The sequence below is a fragment of the Virgibacillus doumboii genome, assembly GCF_902806455.1.
Classification (GTDB): Bacteria; Bacillota; Bacilli; order Bacillales; family Amphibacillaceae; genus Lentibacillus; species Lentibacillus doumboii.
The window spans coordinates 276,758-291,894 of record NZ_CADCWQ010000002.1 but is presented as its reverse complement, the minus strand read 5'-3'; the positions used below and the strand labels follow the sequence as shown (position 1 = coordinate 291,894).

General features: G+C 41.6%; 16 protein-coding genes, 2 tRNA genes and 1 rRNA gene. 4 read left to right on the top strand and 15 right to left on the bottom strand.

What is annotated here, in order from left to right; all coding sequences use genetic code 11:
• Window positions 1-71: 71 nt before the first annotated feature.
• The 4 genes from G6R02_RS17790 to G6R02_RS17775 form a co-directional block, all read right to left on the bottom strand.
• Window positions 72-144: transfer RNA gene (locus G6R02_RS17790), tRNA-Ala, on the bottom strand.
• Window positions 145-158: 14 nt separating this feature from the next.
• A tRNA-Ile gene (locus G6R02_RS17785) sits at window positions 159-235 on the bottom strand.
• A 116-nt stretch (window positions 236-351) separates the two neighbouring features.
• Window positions 352-1,916: ribosomal RNA gene (locus G6R02_RS17780) — 16S ribosomal RNA — on the bottom strand.
• Between the two features lie 395 nt (window positions 1,917-2,311).
• On the bottom strand, window positions 2,312-2,539 hold the full coding sequence (locus tag G6R02_RS17775) for a hypothetical protein (RefSeq protein ID WP_164671113.1): 228 nt from the start codon (window positions 2,537-2,539) through the stop codon (window positions 2,312-2,314).
• A gap of 339 nt (window positions 2,540-2,878) precedes the next feature.
• On the opposite strand from G6R02_RS17775, the gene pdaB reads away from it, so the two are divergent.
• Window positions 2,879-3,637, top strand: a complete 759-nt coding sequence (gene pdaB, locus G6R02_RS17770; RefSeq protein WP_164670719.1) for a polysaccharide deacetylase family sporulation protein PdaB — start codon at window positions 2,879-2,881, stop codon at window positions 3,635-3,637.
• Window positions 3,638-3,675: 38 nt separating this feature from the next.
• Here pdaB and G6R02_RS17765 read toward each other — a convergent pair whose 3' ends face one another.
• Complete coding sequence (locus G6R02_RS17765; protein ID WP_164670718.1) at window positions 3,676-4,317, bottom strand: KinB-signaling pathway activation protein; 642 nt, start codon at window positions 4,315-4,317, stop codon at window positions 3,676-3,678.
• Window positions 4,318-4,459: 142 nt separating this feature from the next.
• On the opposite strand from G6R02_RS17765, the gene gerD reads away from it, so the two are divergent.
• The gene (gerD, locus tag G6R02_RS17760; RefSeq protein WP_164670717.1) at window positions 4,460-5,104 is read left to right on the top strand and encodes a spore germination lipoprotein GerD; all 645 of its coding nucleotides are present in this window, start codon (window positions 4,460-4,462) and stop codon (window positions 5,102-5,104) included.
• 39 nt (window positions 5,105-5,143) lie between these two features.
• On the opposite strand, the gene G6R02_RS17755 is transcribed toward gerD, so the two are convergent.
• Together G6R02_RS17755 and cwlD are read right to left on the bottom strand one after the other, a co-directional pair.
• Window positions 5,144-6,205: an Mrp/NBP35 family ATP-binding protein gene (locus G6R02_RS17755; RefSeq protein ID WP_164670716.1), complete on the bottom strand. Its 1,062-nt coding sequence runs from the start codon at window positions 6,203-6,205 to the stop codon at window positions 5,144-5,146.
• Between the two features lie 383 nt (window positions 6,206-6,588).
• Window positions 6,589-7,308, bottom strand: a complete 720-nt coding sequence (cwlD, locus tag G6R02_RS17750; protein WP_164670715.1) for an N-acetylmuramoyl-L-alanine amidase CwlD — start codon at window positions 7,306-7,308, stop codon at window positions 6,589-6,591.
• A gap of 123 nt (window positions 7,309-7,431) precedes the next feature.
• On the opposite strand from cwlD, the gene G6R02_RS17745 reads away from it, so the two are divergent.
• Window positions 7,432-7,842 carry a DUF948 domain-containing protein gene (locus G6R02_RS17745; protein ID WP_164670714.1) on the top strand — a complete coding sequence of 137 codons (411 nt, stop codon included), beginning with the start codon at window positions 7,432-7,434 and terminating at the stop codon, window positions 7,840-7,842.
• Between the two features lie 25 nt (window positions 7,843-7,867).
• Here the strand turns inward: G6R02_RS17745 and G6R02_RS17740 are convergent, their stop codons facing one another.
• From G6R02_RS17740 to G6R02_RS17725, 4 genes are read right to left on the bottom strand one after another with little or no spacing between them, the layout of a single operon-like run.
• The gene (locus G6R02_RS17740) at window positions 7,868-8,212 is read right to left on the bottom strand and encodes a DUF948 domain-containing protein (RefSeq protein WP_164670713.1); all 345 of its coding nucleotides are present in this window, start codon (window positions 8,210-8,212) and stop codon (window positions 7,868-7,870) included.
• A gap of 16 nt (window positions 8,213-8,228) precedes the next feature.
• Window positions 8,229-8,687 (bottom strand): DUF948 domain-containing protein, encoded by a 459-nt coding sequence (locus G6R02_RS17735; protein WP_164670712.1) that lies wholly within the window; start codon window positions 8,685-8,687, stop codon window positions 8,229-8,231.
• Between the two features lie 57 nt (window positions 8,688-8,744).
• Window positions 8,745-9,968, bottom strand: a complete 1,224-nt coding sequence (locus G6R02_RS17730) for an efflux RND transporter periplasmic adaptor subunit (RefSeq protein ID WP_164670711.1) — start codon at window positions 9,966-9,968, stop codon at window positions 8,745-8,747.
• Window positions 9,965-10,639 carry a hypothetical protein gene (locus G6R02_RS17725; RefSeq protein ID WP_164670710.1) on the bottom strand — a complete coding sequence of 225 codons (675 nt, stop codon included), beginning with the start codon at window positions 10,637-10,639 and terminating at the stop codon, window positions 9,965-9,967. Before G6R02_RS17725 ends, G6R02_RS17730 begins: the two co-directional genes overlap by 4 nt.
• Before the next feature lie 174 nt (window positions 10,640-10,813).
• Between G6R02_RS17725 and G6R02_RS17720 the strand changes: the two genes are divergently transcribed.
• Window positions 10,814-11,059, top strand: a complete 246-nt coding sequence (locus G6R02_RS17720) for a helix-turn-helix domain-containing protein (protein ID WP_164670709.1) — start codon at window positions 10,814-10,816, stop codon at window positions 11,057-11,059.
• 869 nt (window positions 11,060-11,928) lie between these two features.
• Here the strand turns inward: G6R02_RS17720 and G6R02_RS17710 are convergent.
• The 4 genes from G6R02_RS17710 to truA all read right to left on the bottom strand — a co-directional run bounded on the left by G6R02_RS17710 (window position 11,929) and on the right by truA (window position 15,137).
• On the bottom strand, window positions 11,929-13,095 hold the full coding sequence (locus tag G6R02_RS17710) for a GNAT family N-acetyltransferase (RefSeq protein WP_164670708.1): 1,167 nt from the start codon (window positions 13,093-13,095) through the stop codon (window positions 11,929-11,931).
• A 253-nt stretch (window positions 13,096-13,348) separates the two neighbouring features.
• Complete coding sequence (rpsI, locus tag G6R02_RS17705) at window positions 13,349-13,741, bottom strand: 30S ribosomal protein S9 (protein ID WP_164670707.1); 393 nt, start codon at window positions 13,739-13,741, stop codon at window positions 13,349-13,351.
• Between the two features lie 19 nt (window positions 13,742-13,760).
• Entirely contained in the window at window positions 13,761-14,198 is a 438-nt protein-coding gene (rplM, locus tag G6R02_RS17700; protein ID WP_164670706.1) for a 50S ribosomal protein L13, read from the bottom strand.
• Window positions 14,199-14,384: 186 nt separating this feature from the next.
• Window positions 14,385-15,137 (bottom strand): tRNA pseudouridine(38-40) synthase TruA, encoded by a 753-nt coding sequence (gene truA, locus G6R02_RS17695; protein ID WP_164670705.1) that lies wholly within the window; start codon window positions 15,135-15,137, stop codon window positions 14,385-14,387.

Below are 15,137 nucleotides of genomic sequence, written 5' to 3'. Positions count from 1 at the left end.
TTACTAATAAATTAGCCTTGCTTTTAATTGATGTCGTTGATTACTCTTATTTAGTTTTCAAGGTACAAAAATGGAGCCTAGCGGGATCGAACCGCTGACCTCCTGCGTGCAAGGCAGGCGCTCTCCCAGCTGAGCTAAGGCCCCAAATGCATTATAGATGGTGGGCCTGAGTGGACTCGAACCACCGACCTCACGCTTATCAGGCGTGCGCTCTAACCAGCTGAGCTACAGGCCCATCTATGTTTTAAGAGAAAAGTTAATCTCTCAAAACTGAACCAAACAACCACATATGCCCTTACCGGGGGAGCTTCGTAAGAAGCCCCTCCCAGCGTTCCATCTAATTATCCTTAGAAAGGAGGTGATCCAGCCGCACCTTCCGATACGGCTACCTTGTTACGACTTCACCCCAATCATTGGCCCCACCTTCGGCGGCTGGCTCCAAAAGGTTACCTCACCGACTTCGGGTGTTGCCAACTCTCGTGGTGTGACGGGCGGTGTGTACAAGGCCCGGGAACGTATTCACCGCGGCATGCTGATCCGCGATTACTAGCGATTCCGGCTTCATGCAGGCGAGTTGCAGCCTGCAGTCCGAACTGAGAATGGTTTTATGGGATTTGCTTCACCTCGCGGCTTCGCTGCCCTTTGTTCCATCCATTGTAGCACGTGTGTAGCCCAGGTCATAAGGGGCATGATGATTTGACGTCATCCCCACCTTCCTCCGGTTTGTCACCGGCAGTCACCTTAGAGTGCCCAACTGAATGCTGGCAACTAAGATCAAGGGTTGCGCTCGTTGCGGGACTTAACCCAACATCTCACGACACGAGCTGACGACAACCATGCACCACCTGTCACTCTGTCCCCGAAGGGAACACTCTATCTCTAGAGCTTTCAGAGGATGTCAAGACCTGGTAAGGTTCTTCGCGTTGCTTCGAATTAAACCACATGCTCCACCGCTTGTGCGGGCCCCCGTCAATTCTTTTGAGTTTCAGCCTTGCGGCCGTACTCCCCAGGCGGAGTGCTTAATGCGTTAACTTCAGCACTAAGGGGCGGAAACCCCCTAACACCTAGCACTCAACGTTTACGGCGTGGACTACCAGGGTATCTAATCCTGTTCGCTCCCCACGCTTTCGCGCCTCAGCGTCAGTTACAGACCAGAGAGTCGCCTTCGCCACTGGTGTTCCTCCACATCTCTACGCATTTCACCGCTACACGTGGAATTCCACTCTCCTCTTCTGCACTCAAGCCCTCCAGTTTCCAATGACCGCTTGCGGTTAAGCCGCAAGATTTCACATCAGACTTAAAAGACCGCCTGCGCGCGCTTTACGCCCAATAATTCCGGACAACGCTTGCCCCCTACGTATTACCGCGGCTGCTGGCACGTAGTTAGCCGGGGCTTTCTGGTCAGGTACCGTCAAGGTACAAGCAGTTACTCTTGTACTTGTTCTTCCCTGACAACAGAGTTTTACGATCCGAAAACCTTCATCACTCACGCGGCGTTGCACCGTCAGACTTTCGTCCATTGCGGATGATTCCCTACTGCTGCCTCCCGTAGGAGTCTGGGCCGTGTCTCAGTCCCAGTGTGGCCGATCACCCTCTCAGGTCGGCTACGCATCGTCGCCTTGGTAAGCTTTTACCTCACCAACTAGCTAATGCGCCGCGGGCCCATCTGTAAGTGACAGCTAAAAGCCGCCTTTCAACTTCAACTCATGCGAGATAAAGTGTTATCCGGTATTAGCCCCGGTTTCCCGGGGTTATCCCAATCTTACAGGCAGGTTGCCCACGTGTTACTCACCCGTCCGCCGCTCGTTCCACAGGCGCTCACCCCGAAGGGTGATTGCCTGCTTCACGCGCTCGACTTGCATGTATTAGGCACGCCGCCAGCGTTCGTCCTGAGCCAAGATCAAACTCTCCAAAAAAGTTTGTATATGATTGACACCGTCAACCATATCATTGTCTTAGCTTTAAAAATTGATTCGAGGGTCGAAGCCTTCAGTCAGATTACTGTAATCTGACTTCCGACCTCTTACCTCTGACATCTGTTTGGTTGTTTTGTTCAGTTTTCAAAGATCAATAATTCCTTTGTCGTTTTTTGCGACGAAATACAATTTATCATGGTTGCGGATAAATGTCAATAACTTTTTTTAAAGCGAATTTTCCTTTGTTTAATTCGTTATTTTTTTAACCGACAACAAAAAATAATATAGCATAATTAAGTGATAAGTTCAATAGAAAAACCAAAAAACCATAAAACAATTTTAAATGATTTTTTGGCTTTTGCTATCGATACTATCAAATAATATAATTCAAACGATCATTTCTCTTCGTTTCCAATACGCTTGGGCATGTACTTCATGCATTCCTGTTCACTGGCAAATCGACGAAATAGATTAAATAGAACCGAATATCTTTCACGCATAGCATGCTTAACCATCTGATCGATTCGATGATCCTCCAAATCCATTAACAGTTCTTCCAGCTCACGTTTCAGTAAATATTCCATTTCCTTTTGTTCTACATCTTTAATCAATAGTCCTAACATTGTATTCACCTGTCCTTCTTCAGCTAATCAGTAATCTGTTTTTATCTTTTATCTCTTCACCCTATTTTTTCTATCACTATCATCCGACAAAAGATGATATCATATTCAGTCGTGTTTAGCATCAGATTACGTCGGTAGATATTTTCATTTAATTTAACTTATGCAGAACTAATCCGAAGCGGGATATATTATACATACCCTGTATTCATCTTACTAATACCCCAAATTTTATTTTTTCATCCATATTTCGCTAAAATTTTGTAGTTGATTAAGCAGACAGCTTGTTCATATTACTGATTTTCCTTCATAAAATAAACATTAGAGAGGAGGAATGGTGTAATGGATCATTTTTACGTTTTACGGTTCCATAAATGGAAACGCTGGTTAATTGTAATGTTATTTGCTTTCTTTACCGCTGCCTTTTTATGGTTTCAAAGTGATGGGGCATTTTCTGCATTCTCAAAAGAAGAACCCACAGCACTTACGAAAGGAGATGCTAATGAACCGAATATAGCGTTAACCTTTAATATTAGCTGGGGGGAGGAGAAAGTTCATGACATTCTGAAGGATTTGAAGCAAAAACAGGTACAAGCAACCTTTTTTGTCAGTGGAGAGTGGGCCGAACGACATCCGAAAATACTTGAAAAAATAACAGAAGGAGAGCATGAATTGGGCATGCTTGGGTATCGCTACAAAAGTTATCTGGACCAGGAGCTGGACGCAGTACGCAAAGATTTAGCACATGCAAAAGAAGTATTTGGTAAACTCGGGTATGAGGACATTGAACTGCTGCGTCCTCCGAGCGGACATTTTAATAAAGAAATTATTAAATTAGCTGAAGAAATGGGATTCAAGGTAATCCATTGGAATGTGAATCCAAATGACTGGAAGAATCCAGGTACCCAAAAAATAACCAATATTGTAATGAAACAAACATCGAACGGGGATATTATCTTAATGCATGCTTCAGATTCCGTAAAACAAACGGGTAAGGCATTACAAACGATTCTGCCCGGGTTGAAAAATAAAGGTTTTCAATTTGTTTCGATATCTGAACTGATCAACCAGGCACATGCGGAGTCAAAAATTGTTGAATAAAAAACCCTAATGTCATCGGAAAACATTAGGGTCACACATTATACGTTTTTTGAACTTGCCTTTACTGTGGTCTTCTTATCACTGCCATTCGACTGACTTCCTGTTATCCTGTGCAAGATAAGCAACTGATATGTATTGCAGGCAAGCAGTGGAATAATCATTAACCATGCATAATCAGTTCCGCTTGTGCGCAGCCCGGGTATCCACTCGATTGTAGTCATAACTACCATCAGAAACAGCGCTGGAATGAATGCTCGCTGATTTGTCTCGCGGGCTTTTATTTTTGCAATAATCCATCCATACCCGAGTATAGCTGCTGCCATTAGAATAAATAGAAATAAAGAAACCTCTCCGTCTGCTGCATTATATGGAAAATAAACTAAATCGAAGACGACAAATGCAATCAGTAACACTTGCACCGTCGGCCAAAATGTCCGAAACAGGCCCAAGCCCAATTGATTTAAAAACAAATATGCAAAAAAGCCGGTTTGACTGACAACACTGACTAACAGACCAAATCCAATATGATATATAAACAACATGAGAACTTCCATAAAATCAAATGGGTTGAAAAAACTTGCATATAAAGCAGATTTTACAAAAAAGCTGGTGATTAATCCTGCTACACCACCAATCAGTAATGTTTTCAAAAACATGTTTACCCACTTACGACTATTCAAGCTGATTTCCTCCTAGATTTACAACTATGTTTAAGCAGTTCAAATCATATTTTATCACGAACAGATGCTTTTTTCCTCCATGAAGCGCATATTTTTTCCTCATTTCACTCATATTAAACATGAGAGGAAGGAGGATTACGCATTGGTCCGTAAGATTCTTATTTCACTGATCATGTTATCCATCATATTTATTTCCGCGTGTAATGGACAAGGCGCCACAGGTAAGGAAGCCGATTATGACACAACGAAAAAAATGGTGGTTGATATATTACAGACAGAAGATGGCAAAAAAGCAATTAAAGAAATTTTGTCAGACAAAAAGTTAAAAGAACAACTTGTTATGGAGTCTGATGTTGTTAAAAAATCAATAGAAGAAGTGCTTTCCTCCGATAAATCAAAAGAAATGTGGAAGAAACTATTCGACGATCCGCAATTCGTTAAAACTTATGCAAAATCCATGGCTGAAGAGCATAAGAAATTGATGAAGGAGTTAATGAATGATTCAAAATTTCAACAACAAATGCTCGATCTGATGAAAAACCCTGAAATAAACAAACAAATGCTGAGCGTAATGAAAGGCCAGGAATTCCGCAAACATTTGGAGGAAACCATTCAACAAACCCTCCAGACACCGCTTTTCCAGGCAAAAATGACCGAGATATTGCTAAAGGCTGCTGAGGAAAAAAGTAAACAGGAAGGCGGCCAGCAATCCCAGGGCGGCGGTGGCTCTGGCGGTTCAGGAGGTTCCGGTGGCGGATCCGGCGGAGGGTCCGGCGGTGGAGCCTAATTAATAAAACAGAGATGGCATCAACGCCACCTCTGTTTTTTATTCTTCCTCTACTTTTGCAACAATTTTGGATGCAATTTTATGGTATTCTTTTCCGAGTGGATGATCCTGCTGATAAACAGAAGGAGCAAACACGTCCTCTTCTTCATAAGGCTGCTGTAAAGGTAATTGGCCAAGGACTTTTGTTTTTAACACTTCAGCAAGTTTTTGGCCGCCACCTTTACCAAATACATATTCTTTCTCACCTGTTTTCTTACTTTCAAAATAGGCCATGTTTTCAACAATACCTAATATTTCATGGTCCGTTTTCAGTGCCATCTGACCGGCACGAGCCGCCACAAATGCAGCTGTTGGATGTGGAGTAGACACAATTACTTCTTTACAAGTTGGAAGCAGTTCGTGTACATCCATTGCAATGTCACCGGTTCCTGGCGGCAGGTCAAGGAGCAGATAGTCCAGGTCGCCCCATTCTACTTCCTTGAAGAAGCTGTTCAGCATTTTACCAAGCATCGGTCCGCGCCAAATAATTGGGGAGTTGTCCTCCACGAAAAAGCCCATAGAAATAACTTTTACCCCGAACCGCTCAACCGGAATTATTTTTTCACCGCGGACGGCAGGCCTTTCTTCAACACCCATCATGTCCGGAACACTAAATCCGTAAATATCCGCGTCAATGATACCGACTTTTTTGCCAAGGCGCATTAATGACATGGCCAGGTTAACCGTAACGGTGGATTTACCAACTCCGCCTTTTCCACTGGCAACAGCGATAAAGTTAGGATGCTTTGCACCGCCCAGTAGTGACTTTTCCTGTTCAGCTTCTGCGGCAGGCTGATATTTTTGAATGATCTCATCAGGTAATTGTTCAAAGCGTAATCCGACAGTGTTTGCACCGTTTTTCTTCAAAATGCCGACAATTTCCTGCTGCAGTTCCATTTGTTCTGCAGTGTTTGTTTTACCGATACCGATTTTTACACTGACATGCTTTTTCTCTTCTTTAATCGTAACTTTATTTACGCCGCCTGTTTCCTCAAGCGTTCTATGTAAAAATGGATCCCTAACCGGATGCAGCAGTTCCCGCACTTGTTCTTCCGTTAGCATGATTCGTCACCATCCCTTTCTAGCGTCCTTATATACAAAGTGAATTCATCTTATTTGCACACAACGCTAGTATAACATAAATCATGCAGATTCTAAGTGATATGAATCATATGGAAAAGCGGAAGCGCCCGATTAGCGACGTACGGACTGCGCCCGCGCATCGCGGGTGGGTCAGTGTTGCCGCGCAAAGCGGCGAACTTAACTGACCATTCTACCGTAGGAGATAAAGAAAACACGCCCCTGCATCAGGGGTGTGCCAACGTTGGCCGGCAAGGCCGAATTTAGTTGGCCTTCCTTAAACTTCGAATCGATGTTGCCTTATCGTACGGAGGTGAAGGAAGTCTCGCTAGTCGCTGGGCGCTGGAGCTAGACAGCTGGATGGTTTAATCTTCTTCTTCAGGTTCTTCTGTAACATACCGGAGGATTCCCTCATAAATGCTTCCGGCCATTTTCCGCTGGTATTCCTCATTCTTCAAATGTTCACGTTCATGCTCGTTTGACAGAAAGCCGATCTCGACAAGTGTACCTGGAACCTCTGCATGTTTCAGTAAATACATACCGTTCAGCGGCAGCGATTCCCTCGTTGTATTTTCCAGATTACGAATGATTTCAGCTTGAATCATTTTTGCCAGATGCCTGCTTTTATCGTACTTTGGATAGTAAAATGTCTGAGCGCCGCTCCATTTACTGGATGATAATGCGTTCAAATGAAGTGTTATGAAGAAATCCGCATTTTTGTCATGGATAATTTCCAGCCGCCTGCGGATATCCTGTGATTTCCGTCGTGAAAGTCCATCTGTATCTTTGTCTGCTAAATCCATATCCTTCTCCCGGGTCAAATATACAAGCGCGCCAGACTGCTGCAGGTAATCCCGTACTTTTTTTGCCACCTTGAGCGTAATATCTTTTTCCAGTGTATCGTCCTTCCCAACCGCACCGCCATCAGGTCCCCCGTGTCCCGGGTCAATTACAATCGTCTTTCCCGATAATGGCAGGGACCAGGTATCCCATGTCGTATTCGTTTGTTTTATCGGAAATTGAATAAGTAAGGCTAAAATGACAAAACCTACTCCCCAAATAAGCACCTTCCCAAACTTGTCCATCGTATTCGCCCCTTATTATTTAGCTTTAACTATTGTATGGGACAAGATTGTTGTTTATGATTAACTTAGTGAGAGGTATATACTTATAGAAATAATAATTTTATATGAAGGGAGCAATTAAACATGGATTGGTTAGGTATTGGGGTACTTATTATTGGGCTCGCACTCCTTGGATTGGTAGTACTATTGGTTAAGCCGCTTAAGAATCTTACATCGGTTATTGCAAGTCTGCAAAAAACAACAGATCCGCTTCCACAGCAAATTGCCGATGTAACCGGTACGTTAAAAAGTACGCTTAGCAACGTAAATGACACACTGCATTCAGTAAATAAGCAAATGAACCGTTTAGGCCCGATTCTGGCAATTGTCGGAAATATTATGGAAACTGCAGGCAAACTTTCATCCACCCTGGTAAATATTTCAGGTGACATGAGCGATAAAGCGGAAAAAGATAGTGTCGTAAAACAAAAAAATCTTGAATGGATATACGGCGCAGCAGCATTAGGTTATTGTATTTTTCAGAGGAAAAAATAAAAATCCCCTTACCTTAGGGGATTTTTCATTCGGCTTTATCCTTTTCTTCCGACTTCTTTTTCATGGATACACTGAAATTTGCTAATGGTGTGGTTAACTTTCTGGACATTTCTCCGACATCTTCTACAATATAAAATAATGGACTGATTGTTCGAAGTTTTTTATTCACGTCTGTTATCGTATCATTCGTATTATTAAGAAGTGTTCCGGTTTCCCGAAAGATATCATCCAACTGATCCGGTAATTGATCAACTGTTTTTTCAATTCCCCGCAGAACGTTTGCCAAATTATTCAACGTCCATGACAGGTAAACGGCTAACACAAGAAAAGCCACACCTATAAAAATTACACCTATACCGGCTAAACTCATCATGATCCCTCATTTCTTATTTTTTTACTGGAAGATTCTCATCCTGAACGACTAATTCATTTTTCCCGTCTTTGTTATTCCATTTTTTATATAACCGGAGTGCAATGTCACCCCATTTAATACCTTCTGTAACCTTGTCCAAGTCTTTAGATGATGTATATTCAGGGAGTTTTTTGGTCTCTCGGTTCAATAGCTGATTACATGCATTCAGTGAAGTTCCTATATTCTCAAGAGTATCAAACAAATTATCAGCCACTGCAACTTTTTCATTTAAATCATCTACTATTTTTCCGGTTTCGTTTACTGTAGTTCGTAATTGCGGCGTAATACGCTGCATTTTTTCTTCCACTTCACCTAACGTTTCACCAAGCGTCTCCATCGTTTTTGATACACGTTTCAATACGAGGGAAATATAGATGATGACCAAAGCAAATGCCAATGCACAAAATAATACGCCAACGTAGACTAAATCCATTGAATATGTACCCTCCCTTGTATAAAAGATTTACCACTCGCTTTATAAAATAAAACGTTATCTTGAAAGCATTCCTATAATAAAGTACTTTTCCCAATTTACATTATCATATTTCCCTAATCGTTTCCATTGTATGTTCTCCAGCTTCAATGGCGTAACAAAGGGTGCAGCATTACGAAACTGTGATTTATCTTCATCGGCTACCCATTCACCGGACTCTGCCCCTTTTGTCACCTCAATGATATTGTCCATTTGAATACCTGTCTTGATATCCTGTTTATGCAACTTACCCTCGCTTGTCATCTTCCACAAACTATTATCGAAAATTTGCTTCTCTTTAACAACCGTGGCATCAGGCGATTCGTTTGTGATAATCGACAAATCCGCATGCAATCCCGGTAGCAGGCTTTCCGTTTTAGCATCCTCTGCAAATGCCGCATGAAATGGATACAGGCTGGTTCCATGGATATTTACTGTTTTCGGCGAATCACTGATTTTTTCCAGTGAACCTTGTAAAACTTTATCATTTTCTCTAATGGCAATTTCGACAGGCATATTCATTTCCACGTTCATCCGCTCGTGCTCTGTTAGTTCGCCTTCCGCCTGCAATTGCATATCCCGAATCGATATGACAGGATTATCAAGTGCTTCTGACGTCTCAACAACTTCACCCTCAAATGGACTTTCCACTGTGATCGTTTCTCCAGTTGATTCAAGTTCCGATAGCTGTGCCTGGATGCTTTGCAGCTGGGCATTCTTCTGGGCGAGTTCTTTTTCCTTCTCAGCCAGATATTGTTCCTTCATATAGTTCGCATCAACCGACCTGCCGGTAATTTCAAGATTGGCATTCTCGTCTTCATAATCAGCAGAAAAATCAGTTTCCGGAATTTGATAAAAAGACATGGTGTCAATTGCCTGCTCGATAGCTGTAATCTCACCATTCAGCCTGGTTTGTTCGCTTTCCAGATGGGCCTTGGTTTCATAATAGTCGCGTACCTCATAAGTAAACAGCCCATCACCAACATTCACATTATTACCTTTTTCAACCAGAAATTCCTTAAAGCTACCCTTGTCCTCATCAAAATAAACGTTCTTTTCGTTTACCGTAGCCAAAACACCTGCTGTCTCAATCTTCTCATACATATCTTTTTCAAACGTCTCTGACCATTCATGGACATAGGATACCCGATCCACTTTACCTGTATCATCCAAAAGAATGAGCAGACCATTTACTGCCACAAAAATAATTATCAGCGCTATGAAGATTTTTCTCCGATTCATTCAAACCACCCACTTATGAAATGAATATCCATAAAAGCTAACGCTGCTGCCCCGGCCCAATAAAGAATATGTAAAAAAATGACGCTGAACCAAACCCACCGCTTCTTAATTGTCGACATATAATTTAAATACTTTGCCTGAAACCAAATGATCCAGAGCTGAAACAGCGACATCGCGCCAAAAAAGAACACAATCCACGGAATTTCCGTGAAATAAGATGTAATAATTCCGAAAGATAACGGCGAAACATACCAATCCAGCCCCAAATACACGACTAGTGGAATCCAGGTGATTCGCTCTATCAATAAGACAAGAAGAACAACCTGCTGCATGATTAATAATTTCCGGTAAGGAATCCTCGTGATTAGATAAAATAGCAAGGATGGCAGAAATAAGACTAATAATACAAACAGTACGGCAAATCCCATCCGGCCAATTACAAACCAGAACTTACTCTCCCCGTATTGCAGGGCGGTGAAGGATGTTGCATTACCGGAAATGATATCTGAACCGATCCCAAGAAGTCCCATCCAGGTGTATACAATCACGCTAACCAGGACGAGCAGTGCAGTTATTTTCCAATGATTTTTTAAGGCTTCCGCTTTATGTATCCGATATAAATGATCGTCGATTGGAAAGAAGAATTTGAGAATGTTAGCTTGATAGGTCATTTACGACATTCCTTTTAACATAATTAAGCCAGAATTCCCCTTCAAAATCTATCGGATTTAGTGGGGGATGAATGGCTTTTATTATTTGCCAAAAATAATAAATTGAACTTTACAAATAGTAAAAAATAATATAAACTTAAAATACAAACAAATGTTCGAGAGAGTGGCTGCTGGGTGATTCTAAATTACAAGTACGAAATATACCCAACTGAAAAGCAAGTACAACTATTAGATAGCTGGATATCCATCTGTCGTCAGCAGTATAACTCTGCGCTCTTGGACAAACAACATTATTACAAGAAACATAAAAAGGGGCTGTCTCGATACTGCTTACAAAAACAACAAGCAAAAGACAAAAAGAAAGTTGCTGTTTTGAAAAGTGTTCCATCCCAACCGTTACAAGAGGTTTGGTTAAAGTAAAACCCCATTACACCAGTCAAAATTGTTCAGGTTGTCGCAATCAAGTAAAAAAGTCACTCTCCATTCGTACCCATATCTGTACGGATTGTGAACCATACTTGACCGTGATCATAATGCGGCGCTTAACATCGAAAAAACTGGACTAGACCAATTGGGTCTCAGCCCAACAGCATAAACGATAGATAAACTGTAGGTCGAGGTCCCGTCCAAACAGTATAATCAACGCCTCTGGAGATTGTGTAAGACTCGGTTCTTAGCGAACAAAGCGACGGTCATTGAAGGAGGAAAATCCTATAAAATCATTTGTATTTTTAGGATGCTCCATCAAATTGCAAAGCAATTAGTTGGAGAGGTTCACCAGATTCTAGTTATTACCATTTTAACGCATTATACGAAAATATCCCACAATTTTTAATATTTTTTGACAAGAATAAGGATAAATTCCTAATATACCATCTGTTATGAATGTTTTTGCAAAGATTGTTGATTTTTAATTTCGTAGTTTTCATAAACTGCGAACTAGTTAAAAAAGTTAAGTGCTATTGGACTTGTTCTACATATTAAACTAAGTTGCTCGCAGGACTCCTGGAGTAAGAAAGTTATGAAGAGCAAAATGAAGCGGAAACGTCTTCAAAAAGCGCCTCATCCAGGCTATGAAACGCTATTTGATGCTAAATCACCTGGGAAATACGCTTCATCGGGGGTTATGAAGATCCCTTCACCCTGGCTGCTGAAGGGATCGATACAAGAACTTAGGAAGGAAAGTATAGTTCCAGCTACGCCTTCAGAGCGTCACACTATATGATAATTAGTTCGCAATTTATATCTATTGTACTAAAAAACAACAATATACCTGAAAAGAGCGCTTGTTAAAAGAAATCAGGGAAAAAGGTTTGCCGATTTGGTATGACTTTTTCCAGCTGTTCAACGTGTTCCTGCTTTCCTTCAATCAGTCCGGCATTAAACAGTTCCATTGGGCGTTTATAGCTCATGAGCATGGAAGTTAAATATTGGATAGAAACGTGAACGACGTTTTGATGGTCCTGATGCCTCATGAATGTTACCTTTGTGTCTTCTCCAATTTGTGACAACTGATAAACGCCATTGTTTTCCGGTAAAAAATCATCCGTGACTTTCAATGTAATTGCTTGTACATTGGATTCCAGAAACGGATATTGCTTCAAAAACGCAAAAACATCAACAATGCGTGCCATAAAGTAAGGGTTTATTTTTTGATCAAATTTAGGTTCATCAACCAAAAGCGGAAGATTATCATTTTCCGGTACAATCATTTCTACCCTTTTAGCCATCGAATCATGGTTTGCAATGAACTCAAGGAGCAGCTGCTTACCATTAAGCGATGTATCGGCTATTTCTGCAACGTGCACCGCATTCTCCTTCACGTTATAAATTATGTAGCCCTCTGCATGGTTCGCTTCATTGTAAGCGGCCGCAATATGATAGTTGCCGTTCAGCACACGCTGCTTCCACCATTTTTCGTCCCGGACAAGTGTGCCATTGTAATTTTTGGCATATTCCGTGTAAATAGTATGAAGCAAATCAATGTCACTCTCATTGATCCGGCGCACATAACCTTTCCCTTCCCAGGACCTTTTCAGCTTCACAATTGGGATGTCATATATTTTTTCGGAAATGAAATGTTCCCAGCCATATTTCCGGTAAAAGGAGAACGCAAACGGATGAAGAAAAGAAATTGTCTGTCCGTTATTCTGCATATATTTTAAAGCATGATGAAGCAGGTTCTTTGCCGCTCCCTGCCGCCGGAACTCGGGCCATGTTGCAACCGAACTAATGCCGCCCATTTGGAAAGCTTGACCGTTTATGTAACAGGACAATGGAATAAGGTGCAGTTTTGCGGCAAGCTGATTATTGTCATCCATCCAACCCCAGATAATGTGCCGCTGGGCTTCTTCTTTCTTTTTCGAAAATGCCTCATCCGATAGCTCATATTGAAAGGCAAACTGGGATAGAGCGAATATTTGGTTGAAATCTGTCAGTGTTTTGATTTGGTTCAAAGTCGTTCCTCCTCGATTAAATTGGATAGTTTTATGATACAAGTATTTGCAGGAAATTGGTAGGGTGTTGTTTTTACTTGTTTCATCAGTATTTCGGTCTTCGACATAAACAAAAGTGTCAGGATACCGGTTGATGGAGCTGGACGTGACCGATGAAGTTGCCAGTTATCTACAGCACTTTCATCCTATAATTTCCTGGAATTAAAAAAAGCCCTTCTTCCAATGAGGAAAAAGAGCTTTTGATCGTGTAATATTAACGTTTTGAGAATTGTGGTGCACGACGAGCGCCTTTAAGACCGTATTTCTTACGTTCTGTTTCACGTGCGTCACGTGTCAGGTATCCTTCACGCTTCAATGTTGCACGGTATTCCGGATCTGCTTCCAGAAGTGCACGAGCAACACCGTGACGGATAGCACCAGCTTGGCCAGTAAATCCTCCACCGTCCACATTAACCAATACGTCATATGTGCCTTGTGTTTCGGTTGCTACAAGTGGTTGATTTAGAATAATACGTTGTGTTTCATACGGGAAATAGTCTGCCACATCACGTTTGTTGATGATCACACGGCCAGTTCCTGGAACGAGACGTACGCGTGCAGTTGAACGTTTACGACGACCTGTACCGTAATATTGTACTTGTGCCAATTGCTTTACCTCCTTTTAATTATCCACGAAGCTCGTAAACTTCTGGTTTTTGTGCTTGATGATTGTGTTCAGGGCCTCTGAATACGTGCAATTTTTTACCCATTTTACGGCCTAATGGACCTTTTGGAAGCATGCCTTTAACAGTAAGCTCCATCATTTGTTCAGGGTATTTTGTACGCATTTCAGTAGCGTTACGTGCTTTAAGACCACCTGGGTGGTTTGAATGACGATAATACATTTTGTCAGTCATTTTATTACCTGACAGTTCTATTTTTTCGGCGTTGATAATGATCACATGATCACCAGTATCAGCGTGTGGTGTATACGTTGGTTTATGCTTTCCACGAAGGATTGCAGCAACCTCACTAGCCAAACGGCCTAACCGTTTGCCTTCAGCATCCACAACAAGCCATTTGCGTTCAATGTTCGCTTCATTCGCCATGAAAGTTGTGCGCATGGTTGTTTCCCTCCATATTTCATTAATCGTTTCAGTTGTTATTCCTATATTTAAACATAATTAGTTTCCGGGGCTAATCATGGTTAGAAATAAAATGCCACAAATCATAATATAATATAACAGGTGCAAATGTCAAGCTTTAAAGCGTTTTTTCTTGCCTTTATGGAATATATTATGATAATAGAGTCAATTCTGTTGTTTGTACGTTACTTTCCATAGATAAAGACCCTGTGCCGGAACCGTATCACCAACAAGTCGGCGGTCTTTTTTTTCCAATAATTCACCGATATCAGCCGGCCTGCGTCTTCCTTGTCCAACATCAAGCAATGTCCCTGTAATGATCCGGACCATGTTATATAAAAAGCCACTCCCGCGAAAGATAAATTCAATCTGGCTGCCTTCCATATTGCATGATACTTCATACATATTACGAACTTTACTGCCTCTTGTTGTTGCCTTTGCTGAAGAAAAAGTTGTGAAGTCATGGTTCCCTTCAAAATGCCGGCATGCATCCTTCATTGCCTGAAGATCCAGTGTATACGGGAATTGATAGGCGTAATTTTGTTTAAAGACATCTGTTTCCTGCTCATTCCAAATGTAATACCGGTATTCCTTCTCCACAACATCATATCGTGCATGGAATGCCTCTGATACTATTTCTACTGCCCGAACATAAACGTCTTTTGGCAAAAGGGTATTCATTGCCATTTTCCAATTATTTACCTGGAGGTCATAGGAAGTTTCAAAATGAATAACTTGTCCTTTAGCATGAACCCCTGTATCTGTTCTTCCTGATGGGTGAATACGGATATACTCCCCTTTATGAATTCTCGTTAAGGCTTTCTCCAACTCTCCCTGTACGGTACGATTACGAGGCTGGATCTGAAAGCCAGAAAAATTTGTACCGTCGTAGCTTATGATACATTTAATTTTTGCCAT